This is a genomic window from Nitrospirota bacterium, assembly GCA_023229435.1.
Taxonomy (GTDB): domain Bacteria; phylum Nitrospirota; class UBA9217; order UBA9217; family UBA9217; genus JALNZF01.
In genome coordinates this window covers 49,641-72,497 of sequence record JALNZF010000015.1, presented here as the reverse complement: position 1 = coordinate 72,497, position 22,857 = coordinate 49,641, and the positions used below count along the sequence as shown (strand labels likewise).

The window sequence follows — 22,857 nt, the reverse complement described above, 5'->3', positions numbered from 1 at the left end:
CCCTACCGCTCCCTCGGCATCCCCCACTTCTTTCTCTTTTCCCAGAGCGATTTCCGGGTGATCCAGAGCATGTCCGCAAGCTGCTGTTCGTTGAACTGGCCCTGGTATCTCTGGATGAAGGCCTTGGTATATTCCTCGATGGACAGCTTTTTATCAAATACCTGCGCCTCGAACGACGCCGTCGCCGTGAGCCCCACGGGCAGATGTTCGGGTGTGATGACGTTGCCGTCGGAAACCAGTATGGCGCGCTCGATCACGTTCTGGAGCTCCCGGACGTTCCCCGCCCACTCGTAGTTCATCAGAAACTCCAGGGACTCGGGCGCGAGCTCCTTGACCGTTCTCCCCATCTCGTGCGAGTATTTCTCCAGATAGTGCTTCACGAGCGCTTTGATGTCTTCCTTCCGTTCCCGGAGCGGCGGGATCTGGAGCGAGATGACATTGATCCGGTAATAGAGGTCTTCGCGGAACGCGTTCTGCTTTACCGCCGCCTTCAGGTCCTTGTTCGTCGCCGTGATGAACCGGATGTCCACCTTGCTGCCCTTGGTGCTGCCCACGGGACGGATCACCTGGTCCTCGATGACCCGGAGCAGTTTGGCCTGGAGCAGGAGGCTCATGTCGCCGATCTCGTCGAGGAACACGGTGCCGCCCTCGGCTTCTTCGAGGATGCCTTTCTTGGCGGACACCGCCCCGGTAAACGCGCCGCGCACATGGCCGAACAGCTCGGTCTCGAGCAGGTTCTCGGGGATCGCGGAGCAGTTGATCGGAACAAAGGGCATGTCGCGGCGCGAGCTGTTGTGGTGGATCACCCGGGCAAAGAGCTCCTTGCCCGTGCCGGTCTCGCCGAGCAGCAGTACGTTGCTCTTGGTGTCCGTGACCTTCCGGACCTCGTCGAGGATGGTCTTGAGCGCGGGGCTCTCGCCGATGATGCTGCTGAAGTCGTAATCCTTCCCGATCTCACGCTTGAGCAGCACGTTCTCGGCCTGGAGGCTCTTCTGCCGGAGGGCGTTCCGGACGACCTGCTTGATCTCCTCGTGGATGATCGGCTTCATGATGTAGTCGTACGCGCCCGCGCGCAGCGCCTTGATCGACGTGTCGAGCGACGCATAGGCGGTGACGACGATGATGATCTGGTCCGGGTCCTGTTCCCGCACCCGGGTGAGCATCTCGATCCCGTCCATGCCCGGCAGGATGATGTCCGTCAAAATAACGTCGTATACGACCGTTTCAAGCAGGGAAAGGCCTTTCTCCGCCGACTCCGCGCCGTCCACCGTGTACCCTTCCTTGACAAAGATGCGCTTGATGGACTCCCGCAGCGTCTCTTCGTCCTCTACGATCAATATGTTCCTCGACATGAAACCTCTTTCAGAATAATTCAAAAGTCAAAATGCAAAGTGCAAAATGAACGCTAATGACAGCCTACGGATTCTCTTGCGAAACTGTTTGTCATCCCCCGCTTGATTCATGCGGGGGCAGGCCCCGAATCTTGCCCTCGAATGTTTTAATCGGGGGGCCTCAATCGGGGATATGGTTTTTCAAACAGTAAGAACCAGATTCCCGCTCAGAATCACTGCGGGAATGACGGAATGGGGACTTTTGCAAGAGACTCAACGTACAGAGAATTATTATTTCTTTTCGGTTTTGCATTTTGCATTCTTCATTTTGCATTCTTCATTTTTCAATCGGTATCTTAATGATAAACTGCGTTCCCTTGTCCTTTTTTGAATCGATCTCGATCGTGCCGCCGTGGTCCTTGATGATGCTGTAGCAGATGCTGAGCCCCAGACCCGTGCCCTTCGTCGGCCCCTTGGTGCTGAAGAAGGGATCAAAGACCGTGTCCCTCACGTCCGCATCGATGCCGTGTCCCGTGTCGGCAAAGCGCACCTCAACCACGCCGTCCGACTGCTTGATCGAGATATCGAGGTCCCCGCCGTCGGGCATGGCGTCACGCGCGTTCAGGATCAGGTTCAGAAACACCTGCTGGATCTGGTCGGGGTCGATCTTGAGCAGCGGGGTGTCCTGCACCTCCGTGCGGATCACGACCTTCCGGAAGTTCTTATCGTATCGAACGAGGTTCAGCGTGTTCTCAAGGATGTCCCGAAGGCTCGTCGGCATTTTCTCGCGCGGGTAAAGCCGGGCAAAATCGCCGAGGTTCCGCACGATCCGCGCGATCCGGTGCACGTGCTGATTGATGGTGCCGAGAGAGTCCTTCTCAAAGGTCGACAGGTCCTCGGTCAACAGCTCCTGCACCAGGGACGAGATGGACGCGAGCGGGTTGCCTACCTCGTGGGCCACACCCGCGGCGAGCCTGCCCACACTTGCATGCTTGGTCGCGCGGAATAGCTCTTCTTCGATCTTCTTCTTCTCGGTGATGTCCTCAAGCACGAGAACATATCCCTTCTGCGCGCCCGTGAGCCTGCTGAGGTAACCCTTCAGGATGATCTGGGGATCGAAGCTCCGCCTGCACGTAACTTCGCCCTCGTGCACGTCAGGGTCGAACAGCCGCGGCTCCAGACACTTCAGCAGGTCCTTGGCCTGTTCGTTCAATGCGTCGGACTTCCCCACGCCCGTGATCATCGCCATGCCGCTGTTCCAGTAGGTCACGCTCAGCGACTCGTCGAGGGTCGCCACGCCGAGCGGCAGGCTCTCGATGATGTTCTCGCTGAACTCCTTGAGCACGGCAAGCTGGCGGTTCGCCTCGGCAAGCTCCTGCCGCGACAGCCGCAGGCTTCGGGATATCTGCTGGATGGAGTCCGAGACGCGAAGCGCGTCATCATGGGTCAGTACCATCTGGTCCTGGAACACCAGGGTGCTGATGGACGGCCCGAGGGCGCCTGACAGGATGCGTTCGGCCTCTTCCCTGAGTTTCAGGAGCCACTCGTTTGATATCGATTTTCGAACTATGCGGTTCTTTTTTAAAAACCCGTCCACCGCCTCGCGCGCCTCGTGCTTGCCGATGTACTGTCCCAGAATGTCCTCAATCTTTGCAATATCAGCAGGCCGGTGGGCCTGCGAGAACTGGAGCGGGGAAAAGGAGTCCACGAAGATGATGGCCTGGCGGGTCTCGTCATCGGACTGCCGGGTAAAGATCGATACTCCCACGAAGAAGAGGAGATTCAGCAGAAGGCCCCAGAACAGTGAGTGGCTCCAGCGGTCGAGACCTTCGAGGCCGAAAAGCGCCGTAGGGTTCAGGAGCTTTGAACTGAAGATCGCCCCCATGACGCCGCCCGGTTCGATGATCCCGGCGCGCATGAGCGCCGGGATGAGCAGTGTGTATATCCAGACACTGAAGCCCGCGATGATCCCGGCGATGGCGCCCTTCTTGTTGCCGCCCTTCCAGTAAAGTCCGAGCAGGATCGACGGGGCAAAGATCGTGACCGCCTCAAAGGATTTAAGCCCGATGTCCACGAGGCTGTAGTATTCGCCGATGTAGACGGCGAAGATATAGCCGAGGAACACGCATCCCAGAATGACGACCCGCTTGATGTTCAGCATCACCACAGAGAAGTTCTTGAACGCCCGCAGATTCCAGAACGTGGGCATGACGAAACTGTTCATGACCATCGTGGACAGCGCCACCGACTCCACAATGATCATGGCCGTGGCCGCCGAGAACCCGCCGATGAACACAAAGAGCGCCAGAAGCGGTTGGCCGTTGTGCAGGGGGATGCTCAGCACAAAATAGTCCGCGGTGGAGGGGATGTCCCCGAGCAGCAGCCCGCCGTAGGCGATGGGCAGAACAAAAATGTTTATCAGGAACAGGTACAGGGGAAAGAGCCACATGGCCTTCTTGATGTGGTCTGCCGAGAAATTTTCCACAACGGCCACGTGGAACTGGCGCGGCAGGAACATGATGGCCATCATGGACAGGAACGTGAGGGAGGTCCATTCAAGGAAACTGACCGGCGATCCCTCGCCGATCTTCATCAGTGAAGCATACTGCGTGTTTGCGATCTTCCCGAAAATATCCCCGAAACCGTTGAACATCCCGTACGTCACAAAAAATCCGACGCTCATGAAGGCCACCAGCTTGATCGCCGATTCGAAAGCCACCGCAAATACCAGACCGCCGTGGCGCTCACTGGCATCGAGCCTTCGCGCGCCGAAGATCACGGCAAACACGCCGAGGAGCAGGGAGATGAACCAGCCCGCAAAGTGGCTGCCTTCGGGCCTGCCCGAGAGCAGGGAGAAGGTCGTCATGATGGCCTTGAGCTGAAGACCGAGATAGGGGGTGATGCCGACCACCGCCACGATCGTGACCAGGACCGAGAGGCCGATGGACTTGCCGTAGCGCGATGAAATGAAGTCGGAGATCGTGGTGATCCGGTTTTCCTTGGAAAGGTACACGATCTTCCTGAGCACGATCCACCAGAGCGCGGCCATGAGCGTGGGGCCGATGTAGGTCGTGAGAAAGCTCAAACCCGAATTCGCCGCCCTGCCCACGCTGCCGTAAAAGGTCCAGGAGGTGCAGTACACGGCAAGGGAAAGCGAATAGATGTAGGGGTTCGAGACAATGCTCTTCCCCTGCTGTTCCTTCCGCTCCGCAAAATAGGCCACGGAAAAGAGGAGCAGAAGGTAGCCGAGAATGATCGTGAGCAGTATCCAGGGCGAGAACACTTAACCTCCTCCGTTGTCCCGTTTTGAATAATTAGACGCCAGGAAAATGAGTCCGATGAAAATGAGCCAGATGATGAAGAGGTAGTAGGTCAGACTGTCACGGAAGATCGTGAGAAAGGGCCCGCCAAAGAGCAAAACCCCAAGACCGAACAAAAAGACCCAGATATCACGTTTCATACATTCACGTTCCTTCCCCCTGATCGGCAGTGCATATACTATCACAAATTATCGGCAAATTCCATACGGGAAAAAGGCATCGACGACCATACCGGCTGTCAACAACCTTGATTTTGTTATGCATATCTGATAAGGTTGGAAAACTGCGCGTCACGATCCTGTCATGCATGGCCGCAGAGAACATCCAGAAACGCGAGGAGGAAACAAACCATGGCCGGATCAGAACGTTCCAATCCCGAAGAACTCGAAGCATTGGGCGCAAAGATTTTCACCAGGCGGATTGTGTTGACCACGGCAATCTTTGCCGTGCTGCTCGCCGTCACCTCACTCGGCGGCACTATCGCCACCAGGGAGACAATGCTCTCCCAGCAGCAACTGTCCGACCAGTCGGCGGTTTCCCAATTAACATCCGTACAAGAACAGCTCTCCAAAATGAACGGACGTCGCATGGAAGCCGATCTCCTTGACCGGGGCCCGTCCATGAAGTCCAACATCAGGAAACTGTATCAATTCATGCTGAAAGATATAAAGGTCGATGAGGCCAGATATCGGGAGGAAAAGAAGAAGAGCGAAGAGGAGATCAAGCGTCTTATAGCAAAACGGGACAAGAACCTCGCCAAAGGCCGTTCCTTCAACACCGCCGGGGTCTTTTTTATGATATCACTCATCCTGACAGTAATTTCGACCCTTGCCGTCTCGCGTCAGCTTTTGAATATTGCGATCGGCAGCGCGGCCCTCGGCGCGCTCTTTATGCTGAACGGCCTTTTCCTGATCGTTAAGTTCCCGTTTTTTCATTAAGCGGCAATAAGACTGTTCCGAAATTTGATGGACTCAAAAAACAACCTGTTGTCGAATGGTGGATCAGAACCGTTTACAAAAACAAAATGCCAAAAGGTTGGTTGCTCGTCGATAAATCGCAAGTCAATTTTCTTGAACGAGGTTTCTAAGGTTTTAACATGCGCGTCCACAACAACGCGCCCTGCGGTGCGTGACGCGCGCGTTGAATTTTAGGAGATTGCCATGGAACCTTTTCTTTTCTCAATTTTGATCGTTGCCGTTGTAGTGGGTTTTGTCCTGAATTATTTCTTTTTATAAAGGCTGAAAACTAAACACCCCGAAACTTGGTCAATTCTAGGGCGTCCAACGTTAATTATGAATAATTCGATTCAAAACGGATTCGCAGTTACTCGTTTTCTTTGGAAGCGGGAGTATCTTGCATTAAATGATCCGAGCACGACGCGGCTCTGTAACTTTCTACGGTTTTACTCAATCGCATACATTTTAGTATTTCTCTGTATTATTGCTTTGTTTCTGACAAACATACTTCATCACCATCCAACAACGCCTCAATAGGCTCGAAGCAAAGTCCGTTTGTTAATTAATAATCCCGCATTTGCCTATAACATTAAAATCGTTGACAACGTGTAGCCACCCGGATACAATATAGATATGTACGAAATCCGCAAAACCGACACATACGCCCAATGGCTTGATGGCCTGCGCGACATCCATGCACGCGCGCGCGTTTTGGCTCGTGTCGAACGCTTGGCCGCCGGGAACCCGGGTGATGTAAAACCGGTTGGTAAGGGCGTTTCGGAATTACGAATCGACTATGGCTCCGGTTACCGGGTGTATTTCACGATGCGCGGGCGCACCTTAGTAATTTTACTGGCCGGTGGAGACAAGCGTTCACAGACCACCGACATCAAGACGGCGTTGCGCCTCGCACGCAACCTATAGGAGGCAATCATGAGCAAGACCAAAACAACTCGCTACGATGTTACCGAGCATCTCCGTACCCCGGAGGAAATGGCGGCTTATCTTGAAGCATGTTTTGAGGAAGCCAACGGCGATGCTGCGTTCATTGCAAAGGCGCTGGGCGACATCGCCCGTGCAAAGGGCATGGCGCAGGTCGCGCGTGACGCCGGCCTGTCACGTGAAAGTCTTTATAAAGCACTCTCCGGCGACCGTAGTCCCGGTTTCGATACCATCCTCAAGGTCATGGATGCGCTTGGTTTGAAGTTGCATGCCGCGGCGTCTCACGGCTGATTCTGCGGACCAACCAGCGCATCCACAGCGACGCGCCAAAGAGCGGCGCGTGACGCGTGTTACAAGACCATCACAGGGCCTCGTGAATCGCTAAAAGGGTGAATTCTCATTGCGCAACCCTTATGATATGCCGGGTTCATCCTTAGTTAAAGGCTGTTTCGCCGTTCATCGGTTCTTTCTTTACATTTTTACCCTGTTGTGCTAAAAATCCCTCATGAAATCACTGCACTGGTTGGCAGGATGCGCCTTCGTCCTGCTGCTCATCTCTCCTGCGTATCCATCACCTTTCCCCTATTCGGGGCTGACGATAACCCGAATCGATATCAAGGACGACCTCGGCGAACCCTGGCCCGATCCCGGACAGGTGCTGCCGCTCATCATGGTAAAACCCGGGGACCGTCTCGCCGTTCCCGCGGTCCGCGAAGGGATAGCGACGCTCTATCTGAAAGGGATCTTCAAGGATATCCGGGTAGAGGCCTTCCCCGACAATAACGGCGTGCGGCTCGAATATATCGTGACGTCGATAGCGATCGTGGATAAGATCGTCATCCACGGCAACCGTGCGCTCTCCACCGGCACGATCCTGGATGCGCTCGCCGGTATCGAAGGGAAAGAACCGCGCGATGAGAAGCTTTCCGCTCTCAGGTCAAACCTCCTCGCCCTCTACCAGGCGGAGGGATTTTATGAAGCAGTCGTGGCTCTCCGCATCACGTCCCTCAAAGAACCGCATCGCGTTGCCCTTCATGTCGATATCCGGGAGTCACGGCCGACGCGTATAGCGGAGATCACCTTTTTCGGCAATGCCGTGTTCACCGACAAGGACCTCCTCAAGGTCATGAAAAGCGAAAAAGGATCGCGCCTGCGGCGGGATGCCCTCCTGGACTCGGACATGGAAGCGATCCTCAATAAATATACCGCCAAGGGATATCCTGCGGCAAAAACCGGTCCTGTCGACATCAGGTTCCGGGACAACGAAGCCTTTGTGCATATCCAGGTGAACGAGGGACCGCTCGTCACGGCTCGCTTCACCGGCAACCGCAAGTTCAGCTCCAACAAGCTCAGGAAAACCCTCCTGATCTGGACGGAACATGACGTCTCGGATTCCGTTGTCGACAGCAGCATGGATAAGATAAAGGCCCTGTACCGGGAAAAGGGATATGCCGATGTGTCGATAGACGTTAAAAAGACCGAACAGCCGGGGCGGCTCGACCTCGAATTCACGGTACAGGAAGGGCCGCGCGTGATGGTGCAGGAAATCGCGATCCGCGGAAATACCGCATTTACCGCCAAAGAGATCAAAAAACAAATGGCCTTGCGGGAGCCCGGCTGGTTCACCTCACCGCCCTTTCGGGAAGATCTCCTGGACGAGGACGTCGAACACCTCCGCGATCGGTACCTTGCTGACGGTTATTTGTCCGCAGCCGTGGATCAAAAAACCGTCAGGAGCGGCGACAAAAATGCGGCAGAGGTGAGTATCGAGATCATCGAAGGACCGCAGACGAGGACGGGCAGTGTTTCCTTCGACGGGAACACCGCTTTCACCGAGGCGGAGCTTCAGAAAGCGACATTTCTGAAACAGGGGGCTCCCTTCAACGAACGGCTCATGGACGAAGATAAGTACCGGTTACTGATGCTGTACGCAAACAAGGCCTACCTCTATGCCAGGGTGGACGTGGAAAAAAGCCCTCATGACGGGACTGTGGACGTCCGCTACCGGATTACCGAGGACCTGCCGGTCTCGATCGGCAAGATCATTCTGCGAGGGAACATTCGGACGAAGGATGAGGTGATCATGCGCGAGCTGCTGGTGAAGCCGGGAGACCCCTACGATTACGGGACCATCCTCACGAGCCAGCAGCGGATCTACCACTTCGGCTATTTCCGGGTGGCGAGGTTCGACCCCGTTCATCCCGGCGAAAAAGAATACCGTATAGACATGCTGTTCACGGTCGAAGAAAGGCCCGCGGGCGCCGTGGAATTCGGCGTGGGTTACGGCGACCTGGACCGGCTCCGGGGTTTTGTGGAGGTCTCGCATCGGAACCTCTGGGGCACGGCACGGTACACGAGCCTTCGGTTCGAGCAAAGCGATATTCTCAAGCGCGCGATCTTTAATTTTCAGCAGCCCTGGTTCCTGGGCCGTAAACTCGAGAACAAGTTCAGCCTCCTGTGGTCGGATTCCGAGAAGCTGAACTCCGACACCCGCGAGGTCTATTATAAAACGCGCAAGACCGTGGCCTCCTTCGGCGTTGAAAAGACCTACAAAAAACTGAAACCGTCCCTGACGTACCAGTTCGAGAACGTCGTCAACTACAGCGTGAAGCCCGAGGCACAGTTGACCCCTGAGGACAGCGGCCGCGTGCTCGTGAGCAGCCTGAGCCCGGCCCTGATCTGGGACCTGCGCGATGATGTGTTCAATCCGAGAAGGGGGGCGCTCTACGGCATTGTCCTGAAGGAGGCGCTCCGGGAACTGTGGTCCGAAGCGGACTTCTCGAAACTTACCGTTCAGGGCAGCTGGTTCCTGCCGATCGACACCTCGGTGCTCGCGTTATCAGCGCGCGCGGGTATGGCCTGGCCCTTTCGCGACACGGTCGAAGTCCCGCTTCACGAGCGGTTTTATGTCGGCGGCAGTACCACGGTGCGCGGCTTTCGGCAGGATGCGATCGGTCCGAGCGTCCTGGATGTGAACGGCGATTTAATCCCGCAGGGAGGATCAAGCATGGTGGTGCTGAACCTGGAACTCCGGGTGAACCCCGGAGAGGGATTCGGCGTTGTAGTGTTTACCGACGCCGGCAATGTGTGGCCGGGCCAGGAGATCAATGGAAAAGACATTCGGTCCTCCTTCGGCATGGGGCTCCGGTACGGCACACCGGTCGGCCCCCTCAGGGTCGATTACGGACAGAAGATACACCGGCTTCCCGGGGAAAGTCCGGGAGAGCTCCATTTCAATATCGGCAATACGTTCTGATAAAACAGTTACCGTACGATGTTTTGTCTGTATTCTGTATACTCTACTTTGTACTCTGTACTTCGTGCCGTCCATTGTGGTATTATTCCGTCGTAATACGGAGAGAAGAGACGTTCTCCTGCTCGCAAAGGAACCACGGACAATCCATGAAAACACACAAAAAGATCACAGCCCTGGCAGGTTTCGGCCTGGTCCTGATCATGATCATCGTGGGCCTCTCCCTGCGGAACGCGATCAGTGCATTTTCCGCCTTCACTGCCGGGACCGAGCAGGCTTCCTTGAAAATAGGGCAGGTCGAGGCGATGGCACAAGAGCTCGAGGTCATGTCCGCAAATACTCATGAATTCACCGCGAGCAGGAACAATAAATTCCGCGAAGCGAATGATGTGTCGCGAGCCGCTGTTCATCGCATGCTTGATGCCTTTAACGCGCAGGCCGTCGACCCCGGAGACCGGAGACTCTCCCGTCTTCTCCAGGCTTCTTTCATCTCATTGGAGAAAACCGCGGACAGGCTTTTTTCTCTGAAGGACCCCGTCGGCAGGGACCGCGTATCGGCACGTAATCTTGCGATCGAGACCAGCGGTCTTGCCGCATCAATGCATCAGGACATCGATGTCTACCGTAAGGGGAAAAGTGATGCGCAGATAACCAAACTATCCGATCATTTTCGATCCATGAAAACACGACTCGTCCTTCTTTTTTTCACGATCCTCCTCACGTCAGCGGTCTTTCTGCTCGTGTTCGCGATCTTTCTTCACCGCACCGTCTCCGTTCCCCTGAGCAGACTGCTGGACGGCGCGCGTGAGCTCCGCCAGGGTAATCCCGATCACCGGAAGCAGCTGCAGGGAACGAACGACATCGCCCAGCTTGCGGCGCATATGAACGGGCTCGTTGATAAGCTCAAATGCTTAACCACGGAAGAGCAGCAGTCGCACGATAAATACGTGAAGACGGCGCTTGCCCTCCGGCATGAGATCAACAATCCCCTCACGACCATCATCGGCAACGTGGAGCTGCTCATCGAGCGCTACGAACACAAGGACAAGGACCTCACGGCGCGGCTGGAAGCGGTCCTGAACAACGCGCTCAGGATCGCCGAGATAACCAAGCGTCTGCAGGAGATCAAAAAGGAAACCAGCGTGGACGATCGCACCTCCTCCAACATAACGGATTCAACGGAGAAAAACCGGCAACCATGAAACTGCCATGCATCACCGCCAATATCCAATTTCCGAAAAACCGCATGGGTTGCGCGCGTCGCCTGGTTGCGGGGATAGGCCTGTCCCTTTGCATCCTCATGCTCTCTTCCGCGGTCCGGGCGGAGTTGGTGGACCGCATCGTTGCGGCGGTCAACACTGAAGTGATCACCGCGAGCGACCTTGCCCAGGCGGTCGCGCTGAATATGCGGCTTGGCGGCACACACGAAGATCGGAAGACGCTTGAATCGGATACCCTCGAAGGTCTCATCACCCGGCGGCTGCTCGTCCAGGAGGCGCGCAGGCTCCGGTTCGTTGAGGTCTCCGATGATGATATCAAGGCGGAGAATGACAAGCTCAGGAAGCTATTCAGTTCCGACAAGGACTTTGCGGACTTCCTGGCAGAACAGAACATGACCGAGCAGGAGCTTGGCCGTATGCTCGGCGAACGGCTCCTGGTCGAACGATTCGTTGGAAAGAAGGTCGGGCTCTTCGTACGGGTAAGCCGGGAGGAAGCGCAGCGTTATTTTGAAGAGCATACGGCCGAGTATAAGGACAAGCGTTTTCAGGATATCCAGAAAACCATCGTTGCGCTTCTGACCGATCGAAAGATCGAGAAGCAGTTAAACCAGTACGTCGCGGAGCTCCGCAGCAAGGCGGACCTCAGGATTTACACTCGCTGACGGGCAACATCGGCCTTGCTGCGGGCCGGTGCGCGTATTTTTTTGCAGCATGATGGGTTGACAGCGCAATAACGATTATGCTATGGTACAATTACTAAGAGAGGAGGCGGCAATGGCATATAACCGATCACTGATAGTTGTTCTTACCGTCATGTTGAGCATGGTCGTCGCGGTACCCGCATTTTCGGAGGACGAGCTCTTCGACACCGCAACAGCGTCAAAATACAGGGAACAGGGCATTTCCTGTTTGAAGGCAAAAGATTTTGATGCGGCCATAAACGAATTCAATGAATCGGCCGCGATCGCTCCCGAAGCGGAGGCCTTCTATTACCTCGGGTATGCGTACTATATGAAAAGCAGAAAAGGCGACGGTGAAAGCCTAAGACTGTCTCTGGAGAATTTTAAGAAAGCGTATGAAATAGACCCGAACTTCTCACCGACCCGATTCAAGCCGTCTGAACCTGCGCCGCAGCTGATCATCCAGCCGCCGACGGCAGCAGCGCCTGTCGAGCCACAGCCGGATGCGGCGCAAGCCCCGGCTCCGGAGCAGCCGAAGCCATAAGCAGGGGAAAGAACGATAGCAACGAGAAAAGCCACCGACAAATGACGGTGGCTTTTCTTACTTTTGGTCCGCCGTTTCAGCGATGTCCCTTTTCTCCAACTCCGTTCACCATGTTATACTGCCGGTAATATAATATCAGCCACACGTCATCAATTCAAGCTCTTCCAGGAACCGCAGCGCATGCTCCCGGTTCGTTCCGCATGATTCCGATGCCTGGTACGTATGGCAAACCGCGGGCCGGCCAGGCTGATCGTAGATCCCGCAGCTATTGTCCGGAGAAAGCTGAACGCACCGGACGCCTGCTGGCTTCCCATCCGGCATGCCGGGGATCTGCGACGAGAGCGAAGGCGCAATACAGCAGGCGCCGCACCCGATACGGCAAACGAATTGATCTCTTTTGTGAATACTGTTCATATTTTGAATTGAATGTCTTTGTAGGGCAAGGCTTCAGCCTTGCTGACGCCGAAAGGCCGCAACCCTGAAGGGTTGCCCTACAACTTAATGAGAACATAAAAAATCCAAGCATCGACAATCTTTTGTCGATGCTATAGGCGTAAGCGCCTAATCACCTGCACACGTGAGGATCATAATCAGATACCCGAAAGCTTTCGTTGTTTGAACACGGTGAGGTCCCTGACCTGAGCGAGCAGACGTTCGAATTCCTTGAAGTGAAGCGACTGCGGACCGTCTGAAAGGGCATGCTCCGGATCAGGATGGATCTCGACCATGGCCCCATGGGCGCCCACCACAACAGAAGCCAGCGCGGTGGGAAGCACCAGGTCCCGCTTGCCGGTTGCATGGCTCGGATCGAAGATGACCGGAAGATGGGTCATTTTCTTCACCAGGGGAATGATGGCAAGGTCCGCAGTATTTCTTGTCGCGGTCTCAAATGTCCGTATACCGCGCTCGCACAGGACCACGTTGGGATTGCCATGGAGCAGAAGGTACTCGGCCGAACCCAACCACTCCTCGACCGTTGCCGAGAGACCGCGTTTCAGAATGACCGGTTTCCTGATTTTGCCGACCTCTTTCAGAAGATCAAAGTTCTGCATGTTCCGAGCCCCGATCTGGAGGATGTCGACTTTTTTCGCGACGCGCTCCACATGCTCGGGACTCACGATCTCGGTGATGACAAGAATGCCCGTCTCCTTCCTCACCTCATCGAGCAGTTCCAGTCCCCCCTCGCGGAGCCCCTGAAAACTGTGCGGGCTCGTCCTCGGCTTGTATGCCCCGCCGCGCAGTACCGGAACTCCCAACTTCCTGAGGAACTTCGCTGTCTTCATGAGTTGCTCCCTGCTCTCGACCGCGCAGGGCCCTGCGATCATGAGGAAGGGCGACTTCCCGCCGACCGTGACCGTTCCGCCGAGGCGTACCACCGAATCCCTTGGATGGAAGTCGCGGCTCACGAGCTTATATGGCTTGGTTACATGAATGATCTCCTGGATCGCCTTGTTGTCCCGCAGAGGTGAATCGTCCACCCATCCCTGGTTCCCGATCACACCGATGGCCGTACGCTCGGCCCCGGGAATGGCAACCGGTTTGAGCCCCATCTTCGTGATGGTCTTCTTTATCTGTTCGACATCCCTCGCAGTCGCCGAATGATGCAGTACGATCAGCATAGGTCCATCCTCTCTTTATTTTCGGCCCCGTTTCCTGCGCACGGTTACGCTCTCGCCGGCGATCCCCCAGTTGTCGGTCTCGACCTCGTCGATGACCACCACGGTGGTTTGCGGGTCCTTGCCGAGGATTTCGACGAGCATGTCCGTCACTCCCTGGATAAGCCGAGCCTTCTGCTCCGCGGTGGCCCCCTCTTTTGTTATCCGGATATTCACGTACGGCATGCGAGCCCCCTCGTCCCTCGTCTATCGTCCCTCGTCCTTCGCCTTACGTCCCTCGTGCTTCATATCGGCAGCCTGATATTAAATCGGATCGCGAACATCCGCAAGATAAATGTCACCGTGATGCAGGCCGTGACCGCCATGATCTCGTTTCCCCCACCATGCGCGACCGCGAGATAACACCATGCCCCGATGAACGAGCACGTGGCGTACAACTCCGTCCTCTGGAACACATGGGGGACCTCGTTGCAGATCATATCGCGCATTACGCCGCCGAAGACGCCGGTGGTAACGCCGAGCATCACCGACACAAAGGACGCGCACCCCAGGGTATCAGCGATCGACGCGCCCGAGGCGCTGAAGAACCCGAGGCCCAGCGCGTCGAGCACCAGCACGGCCATGACGATCTTCTTTCTATTGAAAAGCTTCTCGATCGCCGCCGCGGACCCGATCGACAAAACCAGCACCAGGACCGCATATTCATAATGCTCGATCCAGAACAGCGGGTGACGGTTCAGCATCAGGTCCCGCAGGGACCCGCCGCCGAAGGCCGTGATCATGGCCACGGCATAGACTCCGATGATGTCCATCCCCTTTTTCCGGGCTTCATAGATGCCCGTAAGGGCAAAGGCGATGATGCCGAGGATTTCGACTGTTTTGATGAGTGTATTCATTTCGCGGGAACGGATCACCGTACGGTCAACATAAAATAAAATTGCGTATGGGATTACAACGTGAGTATTGCAAAAAGCATGGGACACGTCAAGTGATATTTCTCGGAAATTAGATCGTGCGTTGTGGTAAGCAGGAAGGATGCACGCGATGGCAGGTCCATCCTGACCAGCATGGCGGGTAACATCGAACAGCAGTTTGTCTTACGGGTATTCCTCGTGTTCTTCCTCGTCGAAATGCCCTTTGATCCCCAGTTCCTTGATCTTCTTTCTGAGGGTGTTCCGGTTGATGCCCAGGAGGCTCGCGGCCCGCACCTGGTTCCCGTCGGTCTTCTTGAGCACCAGCGTGATGAGCGGTTTCTCCACGCGCTGGAGCACCATGGAATAGATGTCTCCCCGCTCGAGCCCGCCCATGCGTTCCACGAGATCGGCAAGCTTCTCTTCGAGAAAATTCTCGAAGGAGAGATGGGCGCCCTGTCCCGGTTTGAAGATCTGAGGAGGCAGCGAGTCGGGGAATATCTTGTCGCCCTGGGACAGGGTGATGGCCCGCTGGATCGCGTTCTCAAGCTCGCGCACGTTGCCCGGCCAGTCGTACGCACGCAGGATCTTGATCGTCTCCGGGGTCAAAACCTTTTTCTTGGCCCCGCTCGCCTGATATTTCTCCATGAAATATTCAGCAAGCTGAAGGATGTCTTCTTTGCGTTTTCTGAGCGGAGGAATGTTGATCTGGATCACGTTGAGCCGATAGAAAAGGTCCTCCCGGAACCGCTTGTCGCGCACCGCCTTCTCGAGGTTATGGTGGGTGGCCGCAAGCACGCGCACATCGGTCTTGATCAGTTCCGTGCCGCCGACGCGCTCGATCTCCTTTTCCTGGAGAACGCGCAGGAGCTTTCCCTGGAGCGGCAGGTCCATGTCCCCGATCTCATCGAGGAACAGGGTCCCGCCCGCGGCGGCCTCGAACTTGCCGATCTTGCGGCCGATGGCGCCGGTAAAGGCACCCTTCTCGTGCCCGAACAGTTCGCTCTCGAGCAGCTCTGACGGAATGGCGGCTGAATTCACGGGCACAAAAGGCCGGCCCGCGCGCCTGCTGTGATAATGGATAGCCCGCGCCACCAGCTCCTTGCCCGTGCCGCTTTCCCCGTGGATCAGGACCGTGGCATCGCTTTCCGCAACGCGGCCGATCGTTTTGTAGATCTCCTGCATGGAGGCCGTATTGCCGACCAGTCCGCCCTCGTATTTTTCCCGCACCTCGGCGCGGAGCGCGGTCACTTCCTGCGAAAGCCGCCTGATCTCAATGGCCTTTTTCACGAGGATATTCACCTCGTCGAGGTCAAAGGGCTTGGTGATATAATCGAAGGCGCCGCGCCGCATGGCCTCGATCGCGTTCTGCATCGTGGCCTGGGCGGTCATGATGATGACCGAGGTCCCGCGTCCGTCGGCTTGTATCTTGTCGAGGGCATCTAATCCGCTCATCCCGGGCATGCGGATGTCCATGAGCACGATCGCGATATCGCCTTCTTTGAGCCGCTCAAGCCCCTCGGTCGCGTCCTTTGCCAGGATCGTCTCGACGCCCTCTTTTTCAAGGGCCTTCTTGAGCACCCAGCGGACACTCTCGTCGTCGTCAACGATGAGTACTTTTTCGTTTGTCATAATTACACCCAGATTTTACTCCCAACTCCGAACTCAAAACTCCTAACTCGAATCATCCCGCCAGCGGCAGATACACGCTGAACGTCGTGCCTTCGTTCTCCTGGCTCTCGACGCGGATCGTTCCCAGATGTTCCTGCACGATCTGATACGAGAGCGCCAGACCCAGTCCCACGCCCCGGTCCTTGGTCGTGAAAAATGGCGTGAAGATATTCTGCAGGTGCTGCTGCTTGATGCCGGGACCGGTGTCGCTCACCTTCACGACCATGAGCTGGTATTTCCTCCCGTCGGCCTGCATGGTCGTGAACAGGTCCGACATCCTTGTCATGATGGTGAGCTTCCCGCCCTTCGGCATCGCCTCCACGGCGTTCTTGATTATATTCAAAAAAACCTGGACCAGCTGGTCCTGGTTCCCCGTGATGTCCGGCAGACTCGGGTCGTACTCCCGGGAGAGGACAACACCGTTCTGTCTCACGTTCTCCTCGATCAGGCGCAGCACCCGGTCAAGGATGCTGTGGACATTATGTCCCTTCATGTCGCGGGGCTTGAGCCTCGTGAAATCGAGGATCCCTTCAAGCACATTGTTCAGACGGTCCGCTTCCTTCAGGATCACCTCAAGGTATTCGTCCAGGCTCTTGTTGGACCCGGAACGGAGCTCCGACTTCATGAGCTGGGCCGCGCCCCGAATACCGACGAGCGGGTTCTTGACCTCGTGGGCGATGCCCGCCGCGATCATCCCGAGCGTGGCCAGCCGGTCCGACCTCCGCATCCGCTCCTTGAGGTCCCGGACGCCGGCCTGGTCCCGAACCGTCAGGATCACCCCCAGGGGGATGCCTTCGCTATCCATGAGCACGCTTGTCACCAGACCCACAGGGCGCGGAGGCCCGTACTTTACCATGATCTCCGCCTCGTAATCCGAATAGGACCTGCCGGATGCGAGCGTTTTTTCGATCATGCTCACCACTGCCGGGTTGTCGAAAAGCACGGCATTCACCTGCTTCCCGATGGTTTCCGCCCCGGCGATACCGGTCATCTCCTCGGCAGCCCGGTTCCAGATGAGGACCCTGTTGGACGCATCAGTAACGATCACGCCGTCAACAATACCAGTCAGGATATCGGCGGTCAGTTCTTGTATGCGGGGCGAGAGCGACTCCATGCTTATTGATAGCACAATATATTTGAGTATTCAAGCGAATTCATGGTATAGTGTCGTCGAGTACGGAGTTATGAATGCGGAGTGCGGAGTAGTTAAATATCTGCTACTGCATGAAACGTATATCAACTCTTTCTTTCCGAACTCCACATGGAGCCTGCCCTCGAAGGTATTAATCGGGGGCATTCCGCATTGAACGAACCTATGCTCAATCCCAGGCTCATACTCGTATCGGTCATCTGGGGCGTGAACTTCGCCTTCGTAAAGTACGCCCTTGCCGACTTTTCCCCCTTGAGCTTCACGGTCCTGCGGTTTTCCCTTGCCTCACTGTTTCTCATCTCCGTCATGCTCGTAAACCGGGAACCATTTGCCATGGAGCGCAGCGATATCAGCGCGGTTTTCATGCTCGGCTTCATCGGGATCACCCTGTATAATATTCTCTTCATGGAAGGCCTTAACTTTACCACGGCATCGAACTCGGCCCTGTTCATTTCCTCCTCCCCGCTCTTCGCCGCGCTCATTCTTGCGTTGAAAAAACGGGAGCCCATCAATGCGCGGATCATCGCGGGTCTCCTGTTGTCCGCAGGCGGGGTCTTTCTTATCATCCAGAGCAAACCCGGCGGCCTCAGCTTTTCCCGCCGCGATCTCGCCGGTGACCTGCTCACCCTCAGCGCAGCCGCGTTCTGGGCGCTGTACACCATAAAGGCCAGGCCGCTTCTTGAAAAATATTCCGCTATCAAGGTCACCGCGTACAGCATGGCCGCAGGAACCGTGCTGCTCCTGCCGATCAGCGGCACTGAACTCCTGCATCAGTCCTGGAGTTCAGTGTCGATCCGTTCCTGGGCGGCCTTCGCATTCTCCACCTTCGTCGCCGGCGGGATCGCCTTTACCCTCTGGTATCAAGGGGTACAGACGATCGGCGTTACCCGCACGGTCGTGTATCATTACATCGTGCCCTTTGTGGCGGTGCTTTTCGCCGCCTTGTTTCTGGGAGAGATGATCACCTTCCTCCAGATCATCGGCGGCATGACCATTCTCGCCGGCGTATACATCGTGCAGTCTAAGAACGATCACATGTGACGCTTTGTTCCCCGTCGTCTCTCGTCCCTCGTCTCTCGTCCCTCGTCTAACTTATTTTAGCGCGTATACCCTGCCTCCCCGTGCTGGCTGATATCGAGACCTTCGGTCTCCTGCTCCGCGTCAACCCTCAACCCCATCACCTTGTCGATGATCATGAACAGGCCCGTGCTGACCACAAATGAATAGCCGGCAACCAGCGCGACGGCGCCTGCCTGCACGGCCAGTTGTTTTGGATTGCCGAAGAGCAGTCCGTTTGCGCCTGCTGCATTGACGGCGACCGATGCAAAGACCCCGGCCATGATCGTTCCGAGTACACCCCCAACACCATGCACACCGAAGGCATCGAGGGAATCGTCATATTTGAACCGGGTCTTTGCGTTCAGCGCGATATAACAAAGAACACCCGCTGCCATGCCGATGAAAAGAGCGGACATCGGCCCCACGAAACCCGCTGCCGGCGTGATCGTGGCAAGGCCGGCTATGGCGCCGGTGGCCGCGCCGAACATGGTCGGCTTTCCGCGGTGGAACCACTCGACGAATGTCCAGGTGAGCGTTCCTGAAACAGCGGCCGTATGGGTGGTAACAAAGGCCATGGTCGCAAGCGAGCCTGATGACAGGGCGCTGCCGGCATTGAACCCGAACCACCCGAACCAGAGTATGCCGGCTCCGAGCACGGTCATGGGAAGATCGTGAGGCGGCATATGCTCCTGCAGGAAGCCCTTTCTCTTCCCGATATACAGTGCGGCCGCAAGAGCGGAAAAACCTGATGTCGCGTGCACAACGATGCCGCCGGCAAAGTCGAGCACCCCGAGATTTTTCAACCATCCACCGGTACCCCAGACCCAGTGGGCCACGGGATCGTACACGATCGTGGTCCAGACCGCAGTAAAGATAAGAAATGCGGAGAATTTTATCCGTTCCGCAAAAGCGCCGCTGATGAGGGCCGGAGTGATGACCGCGAACATCATCTGATAGATCATGAAAGCGAGATGCGGCACAGTGGGCGCGTAATCCGCGTTCGGCGTCAGGCCGACAGCGCCGAGCCCGGCCCAGCTCAGATCGCCGATCAAACCGTTTACATCAGGACCGAATGAAAGCGAGTATCCAAAGAGGATCCATTGGAGACTCACCAGCGCGATCGCGATGAAACTGTGCATGATGGTTCCCAGAACGTTCTTGCTCCTTACCATGCCGCCGTAGAAAAGGGCCAGCCCGGGCGTCATGAGCATGACCAGGGCCGTGGACATCAGGACCCATGCGGTATCGCCTGAGTCTATTTTGAGAATTCTTGTCCCGGCGGGCGTTGCAGTCGCTGCCGGTGAAATATCCTGTGCCATCGCCGCAAGCGGAACGAGCAGCATCATGCAGATCAGTGCCGCCATAATGAACCTGGGTGACTTTCCTTCAACCATTGAATCCTCCCTGACACTTTTGGTATGATTGCCTATAACAAAACCACTTGCTTTATTTAATAGCAAGTGACATGCCACTCTTTGATCCGGCGATAGTATCGTAAGGTCGTTGATTTTGTTATTGTAATATCAATTTCAATCTGAGAAGCCTTTTGATAAACCGGAAAGAAAGATGCTAATTTAGGCACATGATTAATTTGTGGGCATGCGGAGCCATAAACATTCCCGGGAGGACATGATTTTCATCATATGTTTTTTTGTTTCATTGCATTATGCTCTAAATGGATACCTTGCGAAGAGAGGGAACCAAAGCTTATCTAAAATACCTATTGACATATAATTATTATCATATTATAATCGTTATTAATTAGCTCTACACCATAAATAAAACACAAGGAGGCTCCCAATGTGCGTAGATCATAGCGTCAATTGCTCGTGCGGTAAAGGAACGGCAAGCTTTAACTTTCGCGATGAGGTTTTGCCCTTTGAGGTGATTACCAAACTAAGCTGTCCTGCCTGCTCGCCAGGCGTCCCGTATGATCCATCAACCATGCTTGCGGACAACGGCTGGATCATCGGATTTGACATGGATGTTGCGCGTTTCATGCTCCAGAAGACAGCCCCCGCGCGCAGGGTGACGCCCGAGTTCATCTTTGATGAAGGCTACTGCACCTGGAGGGGGGTAACGCCTTCTGACCACATTGATTCGGTCAGGGAGCGCAACGGGCTGTTCAAGTTGGCCCAAACAGACCGCAAACGCTATTTTGAGGAGATCAAGAACTGGAGCAACAACCGGATGGAGCGTCTCGCGCGGGAAGGATGGAGGAAGGCAAATGAAAGAGAACTCGTCAAAACATAAAATCGACAAAAACAGCGGCGTGAAGATCATCGCGGTGCCGGATATTATTACAACCTGCCCCAAATGCGGCGGTGAGTTGGGCATCTGGTCGGAGGGGAACGAGACCTTGTGCATTTTCTGCGATCACAAGGTCTTTGAAAAGGAGAATACCATCCACTAACATTGAGGGTACTATGGACATTGCAATCGAAAAAATTCCCGGCGGCTTCAGCGTGGAAGGGCTGGCGCTCAAAAGCGGGAAATGCGGGTGCACTGCGGGGCTTCCCTGCTGCTACAGCTGGTCCAAGGTGAAGCGGCGCGGAAATTCCTTTGTGTTCACTGCAAAGCTTTCCGGGCCTGACTCGCAGGACATATTCACCTGGAGCTATGCGGTAAAAAAAGGAGACACCCTTGTCGAGGTCGGCATCGAGGATGCGCGGGACAAAACGATCTTTTCCGGCTACTATCCGCCGACCATCGAGGAGTGGACTGCAAAAGACTGGGAGGTCATTAAGAAGGAAGGCGATCGGGAGGACTTCGGTTTGTGGCACTGCGCCGCCTGTAAATGGTTATATAAAGAAAAGGACAGAAAGGTCAGGTTCGAGGACCTGCCTGATGACTGGAAATGCCCGGTCTGCAAGGCCGGGAAAGATTTCTTTGAACAAGTCGGCTGAATGATGACCTCTGCAACACCCTGTCTCCTTTTTTTGCTATACTTGAGAGTATTCGAATTATGATGTTATCCTATACCAGCGGAGGAGATGACCATGCCATACGCACCAAAGGACTACGCGAAGCTTATCGGGATGGAAGGGTTCAGTGAAACATTGTTAAAAAATCACTTCACCCTCTATCAGGGTTATGTAACCAACACGAACAAGGTGCTCGATACACTGGATCAGATGAACAAGGATGTCAAGACCGCAATACCCGAGTTTGCTGAATTGAAACGACGGCTTGGCTGGGAATTCAACGGAATGCGGCTTCATGAATATTACTTTGAAAACCTCGGCAACAAAGGCGGCATCGGCAAGGACGGCAGGGCCGCCAAGGCAATCACGGCGAGTTTCGGGAGCGTCGAAGCCTGGGAAAAAGATTTCCGGGCCACCGGCGCCATGCGCGGCATCGGCTGGGTCGTCTTGTATCAGGACATAAGCTCGAACAGACTCATTAACTTCTGGGTCAATGAACATGATACCGCTCACCCCGCAGGAGGCAATCCCCTCCTCATCATGGACGTGTTCGAACATGCGTACATGCTCGATTATGGACTGAAACGGGCTGACTATATCGAAGCTTTTTTCAAGAACATCAACTGGTCCGCCGTTGATGCAAGGGTAAAATAAGATTGTTTTCTCCCCCGGAGCGGGGATGTACAGGCAGCAGCATCCCCGCTTCACCTCCTCCATGAACGGGGATCAACGGGTCATTACATGCAACTACCATTCTATTCATATCGAAAGGAGCACTCCAGTAATGTCAAAAACGGAAAAGAACCTTCAGGACGCATTTGCCGGGGAATCCCAGGCCAACAGAAAGTACCTCGCCTTTGCTAAGAAGGCGGAAGCGGAGGGATTCAAACAAGCCGCAAAACTCTTCCGGGCAGCGGCAGCCTCCGAGACCATCCATGCCCACAATCATTTGAGGGAACTCGGCGTGGTGAAGTCAACGAGAGAGAACCTGATGGCTGCCATCAACGGAGAATCCTACGAGTTTCAGAACATGTACCCCAGAATGATCGCCGACGCGCAAGCGGAAGAGAATCCCGGCGCGCTCAGAAGCTTCAACCTGGCGAACGCAGTGGAAAAGATCCACGCCGCCCTCTACCAGAAGGCGCTCGATAGCCTGGGCAGGAATGCGGACACCGAGTACTATGTCTGTTCGGTCTGCGGTTATACCGCCGAGGGAGCAGCCCCGGATGAATGCCCGGTATGCGGGGCAAAAAAACAGGCCTTCCGCAAGGTGGAATAAC

Annotated in this window: 23 protein-coding genes; 13 read left to right on the top strand and 10 right to left on the bottom strand. The window is 55.5% G+C overall.

Annotated features, from left to right (window positions below; translation table 11 throughout):
• Positions 1 to 2: 2 nt before the first annotated feature.
• The 3 genes from M0R70_10965 to M0R70_10955 form a co-directional block, all read right to left on the bottom strand.
• The gene (locus M0R70_10965) at positions 3 to 1,352 is read right to left on the bottom strand and encodes a sigma-54 dependent transcriptional regulator (protein MCK9419887.1); all 1,350 of its coding nucleotides are present in this window, start codon (positions 1,350 to 1,352) and stop codon (positions 3 to 5) included.
• Positions 1,353 to 1,668: 316 nt separating this feature from the next.
• Positions 1,669 to 4,614, bottom strand: coding sequence for an ATP-binding protein (locus M0R70_10960; GenBank protein ID MCK9419886.1), 2,946 nt, complete (start codon positions 4,612 to 4,614; stop codon positions 1,669 to 1,671).
• Complete coding sequence (locus M0R70_10955) at positions 4,615 to 4,791, bottom strand: hypothetical protein (protein ID MCK9419885.1); 177 nt, start codon at positions 4,789 to 4,791, stop codon at positions 4,615 to 4,617.
• 210 nt (positions 4,792 to 5,001) lie between these two features.
• Between M0R70_10955 and M0R70_10950 the strand changes: the two genes are divergently transcribed.
• The 7 genes from M0R70_10950 to M0R70_10920 all read left to right on the top strand — a co-directional run bounded on the left by M0R70_10950 (position 5,002) and on the right by M0R70_10920 (position 12,246).
• Entirely contained in the window at positions 5,002 to 5,589 is a 588-nt protein-coding gene (locus M0R70_10950; GenBank protein MCK9419884.1) for a DUF4337 domain-containing protein, read from the top strand.
• 651 nt (positions 5,590 to 6,240) lie between these two features.
• Positions 6,241 to 6,531, top strand: a complete 291-nt coding sequence (locus tag M0R70_10945) for a type II toxin-antitoxin system RelE/ParE family toxin (GenBank protein ID MCK9419883.1) — start codon at positions 6,241 to 6,243, stop codon at positions 6,529 to 6,531.
• Between the two features lie 69 nt (positions 6,532 to 6,600).
• A complete protein-coding gene (locus M0R70_10940) occupies positions 6,601 to 6,840 on the top strand; it encodes a putative addiction module antidote protein (protein ID MCK9419882.1) in 240 nt (79 codons plus the stop codon).
• Between the two features lie 214 nt (positions 6,841 to 7,054).
• Positions 7,055 to 9,805 (top strand): outer membrane protein assembly factor BamA, encoded by a 2,751-nt coding sequence (gene bamA, locus M0R70_10935; GenBank protein MCK9419881.1) that lies wholly within the window; start codon positions 7,055 to 7,057, stop codon positions 9,803 to 9,805.
• 146 nt (positions 9,806 to 9,951) lie between these two features.
• Positions 9,952 to 11,004, top strand: coding sequence for a hypothetical protein (locus M0R70_10930; GenBank protein MCK9419880.1), 1,053 nt, complete (start codon positions 9,952 to 9,954; stop codon positions 11,002 to 11,004).
• On the top strand, positions 11,001 to 11,684 hold the full coding sequence (locus tag M0R70_10925; protein MCK9419879.1) for a SurA N-terminal domain-containing protein: 684 nt from the start codon (positions 11,001 to 11,003) through the stop codon (positions 11,682 to 11,684). Before M0R70_10930 ends, M0R70_10925 begins: the two co-directional genes overlap by 4 nt.
• 112 nt (positions 11,685 to 11,796) lie before the next feature.
• A complete protein-coding gene (locus M0R70_10920) occupies positions 11,797 to 12,246 on the top strand; it encodes a hypothetical protein (protein MCK9419878.1) in 450 nt (149 codons plus the stop codon).
• Between the two features lie 135 nt (positions 12,247 to 12,381).
• Here M0R70_10920 and M0R70_10915 read toward each other — a convergent pair whose 3' ends face one another.
• The 6 genes from M0R70_10915 to M0R70_10890 all read right to left on the bottom strand — a co-directional run bounded on the left by M0R70_10915 (position 12,382) and on the right by M0R70_10890 (position 17,573).
• Positions 12,382 to 12,660, bottom strand: a complete 279-nt coding sequence (locus M0R70_10915; protein MCK9419877.1) for a YkgJ family cysteine cluster protein — start codon at positions 12,658 to 12,660, stop codon at positions 12,382 to 12,384.
• Positions 12,661 to 12,836: 176 nt separating this feature from the next.
• Positions 12,837 to 13,865 (bottom strand): 3-deoxy-7-phosphoheptulonate synthase, encoded by a 1,029-nt coding sequence (gene aroF / locus M0R70_10910; protein ID MCK9419876.1) that lies wholly within the window; start codon positions 13,863 to 13,865, stop codon positions 12,837 to 12,839.
• Positions 13,866 to 13,880: 15 nt separating this feature from the next.
• Positions 13,881 to 14,087 carry a 4-oxalocrotonate tautomerase family protein gene (locus M0R70_10905; protein MCK9419875.1) on the bottom strand — a complete coding sequence of 69 codons (207 nt, stop codon included), beginning with the start codon at positions 14,085 to 14,087 and terminating at the stop codon, positions 13,881 to 13,883.
• 59 nt (positions 14,088 to 14,146) lie between these two features.
• Positions 14,147 to 14,758 (bottom strand): trimeric intracellular cation channel family protein, encoded by a 612-nt coding sequence (locus M0R70_10900; protein MCK9419874.1) that lies wholly within the window; start codon positions 14,756 to 14,758, stop codon positions 14,147 to 14,149.
• A 201-nt stretch (positions 14,759 to 14,959) separates the two neighbouring features.
• A complete protein-coding gene (locus M0R70_10895) occupies positions 14,960 to 16,405 on the bottom strand; it encodes a sigma-54 dependent transcriptional regulator (GenBank protein ID MCK9419873.1) in 1,446 nt (481 codons plus the stop codon).
• 52 nt (positions 16,406 to 16,457) lie between these two features.
• The gene (locus tag M0R70_10890) at positions 16,458 to 17,573 is read right to left on the bottom strand and encodes an ATP-binding protein (GenBank protein MCK9419872.1); all 1,116 of its coding nucleotides are present in this window, start codon (positions 17,571 to 17,573) and stop codon (positions 16,458 to 16,460) included.
• A gap of 174 nt (positions 17,574 to 17,747) precedes the next feature.
• Between M0R70_10890 and M0R70_10885 the strand changes: the two genes are divergently transcribed.
• Positions 17,748 to 18,635 carry a DMT family transporter gene (locus M0R70_10885; GenBank protein MCK9419871.1) on the top strand — a complete coding sequence of 296 codons (888 nt, stop codon included), beginning with the start codon at positions 17,748 to 17,750 and terminating at the stop codon, positions 18,633 to 18,635.
• Between the two features lie 56 nt (positions 18,636 to 18,691).
• Here the strand turns inward: M0R70_10885 and M0R70_10880 are convergent, their stop codons facing one another.
• Positions 18,692 to 19,882 carry an ammonium transporter gene (locus M0R70_10880; GenBank protein MCK9419870.1) on the bottom strand — a complete coding sequence of 397 codons (1,191 nt, stop codon included), beginning with the start codon at positions 19,880 to 19,882 and terminating at the stop codon, positions 18,692 to 18,694.
• A gap of 571 nt (positions 19,883 to 20,453) precedes the next feature.
• Here M0R70_10880 and M0R70_10875 point away from each other — a divergent pair.
• The 5 genes from M0R70_10875 to M0R70_10855 all read left to right on the top strand — a co-directional run bounded on the left by M0R70_10875 (position 20,454) and on the right by M0R70_10855 (position 22,856).
• Entirely contained in the window at positions 20,454 to 20,906 is a 453-nt protein-coding gene (locus M0R70_10875) for a hypothetical protein (protein ID MCK9419869.1), read from the top strand.
• The gene (locus tag M0R70_10870) at positions 20,881 to 21,066 is read left to right on the top strand and encodes a hypothetical protein (GenBank protein MCK9419868.1); all 186 of its coding nucleotides are present in this window, start codon (positions 20,881 to 20,883) and stop codon (positions 21,064 to 21,066) included. Before M0R70_10875 ends, M0R70_10870 begins: the two co-directional genes overlap by 26 nt.
• Positions 21,067 to 21,079: 13 nt before the next feature.
• On the top strand, positions 21,080 to 21,559 hold the full coding sequence (locus M0R70_10865) for a rubredoxin (protein MCK9419867.1): 480 nt from the start codon (positions 21,080 to 21,082) through the stop codon (positions 21,557 to 21,559).
• A 93-nt stretch (positions 21,560 to 21,652) separates the two neighbouring features.
• Positions 21,653 to 22,231, top strand: coding sequence for a superoxide dismutase (locus M0R70_10860; protein ID MCK9419866.1), 579 nt, complete (start codon positions 21,653 to 21,655; stop codon positions 22,229 to 22,231).
• Positions 22,232 to 22,361: 130 nt separating this feature from the next.
• Positions 22,362 to 22,856, top strand: coding sequence for a rubrerythrin family protein (locus M0R70_10855; protein ID MCK9419865.1), 495 nt, complete (start codon positions 22,362 to 22,364; stop codon positions 22,854 to 22,856).
• The last annotated feature ends 1 nt before the right edge of the window (position 22,857 follow it).

What these genes read in the sequence shown, in the direction of transcription:
- M0R70_10965 (MCK9419887.1), bottom strand. Translation starts at nt 1,352, where the DNA reads ATGTCGAGGAACATATTGATCGTAGAGGACGAAGAGACGCTGCGGGAG.
- M0R70_10955 (MCK9419885.1), bottom strand. Translation starts at nt 4,791, where the DNA reads ATGAAACGTGATATCTGGGTCTTTTTGTTCGGTCTTGGGGTTTTGCTC.
- M0R70_10950 (MCK9419884.1), top strand. Translation starts at nt 5,002, where the DNA reads ATGGCCGGATCAGAACGTTCCAATCCCGAAGAACTCGAAGCATTGGGC.
- M0R70_10945 (MCK9419883.1), top strand. Translation starts at nt 6,241, where the DNA reads ATGTACGAAATCCGCAAAACCGACACATACGCCCAATGGCTTGATGGC.
- M0R70_10940 (MCK9419882.1), top strand. Translation starts at nt 6,601, where the DNA reads ATGGCGGCTTATCTTGAAGCATGTTTTGAGGAAGCCAACGGCGATGCT.
- bamA (MCK9419881.1), top strand. Translation starts at nt 7,055, where the DNA reads ATGAAATCACTGCACTGGTTGGCAGGATGCGCCTTCGTCCTGCTGCTC.
- M0R70_10930 (MCK9419880.1), top strand. Translation starts at nt 9,952, where the DNA reads ATGAAAACACACAAAAAGATCACAGCCCTGGCAGGTTTCGGCCTGGTC.
- M0R70_10925 (MCK9419879.1), top strand. Translation starts at nt 11,001, where the DNA reads ATGAAACTGCCATGCATCACCGCCAATATCCAATTTCCGAAAAACCGC.
- M0R70_10920 (MCK9419878.1), top strand. Translation starts at nt 11,797, where the DNA reads ATGGCATATAACCGATCACTGATAGTTGTTCTTACCGTCATGTTGAGC.
- M0R70_10915 (MCK9419877.1), bottom strand. Translation starts at nt 12,660, where the DNA reads ATGAACAGTATTCACAAAAGAGATCAATTCGTTTGCCGTATCGGGTGC.
- aroF (MCK9419876.1), bottom strand. Translation starts at nt 13,865, where the DNA reads ATGCTGATCGTACTGCATCATTCGGCGACTGCGAGGGATGTCGAACAG.
- M0R70_10905 (MCK9419875.1), bottom strand. Translation starts at nt 14,087, where the DNA reads ATGCCGTACGTGAATATCCGGATAACAAAAGAGGGGGCCACCGCGGAG.
- M0R70_10900 (MCK9419874.1), bottom strand. Translation starts at nt 14,758, where the DNA reads ATGAATACACTCATCAAAACAGTCGAAATCCTCGGCATCATCGCCTTT.
- M0R70_10895 (MCK9419873.1), bottom strand. Translation starts at nt 16,405, where the DNA reads ATGACAAACGAAAAAGTACTCATCGTTGACGACGACGAGAGTGTCCGC.
- M0R70_10880 (MCK9419870.1), bottom strand. Translation starts at nt 19,882, where the DNA reads ATGTCCACGGCCCTGGTCATGCTCATGACGCCCGGGCTGGCCCTTTTC.
- M0R70_10875 (MCK9419869.1), top strand. Translation starts at nt 20,454, where the DNA reads ATGTGCGTAGATCATAGCGTCAATTGCTCGTGCGGTAAAGGAACGGCA.
- M0R70_10870 (MCK9419868.1), top strand. Translation starts at nt 20,881, where the DNA reads ATGAAAGAGAACTCGTCAAAACATAAAATCGACAAAAACAGCGGCGTG.
- M0R70_10865 (MCK9419867.1), top strand. Translation starts at nt 21,080, where the DNA reads ATGGACATTGCAATCGAAAAAATTCCCGGCGGCTTCAGCGTGGAAGGG.
- M0R70_10860 (MCK9419866.1), top strand. Translation starts at nt 21,653, where the DNA reads ATGCCATACGCACCAAAGGACTACGCGAAGCTTATCGGGATGGAAGGG.
- M0R70_10855 (MCK9419865.1), top strand. Translation starts at nt 22,362, where the DNA reads ATGTCAAAAACGGAAAAGAACCTTCAGGACGCATTTGCCGGGGAATCC.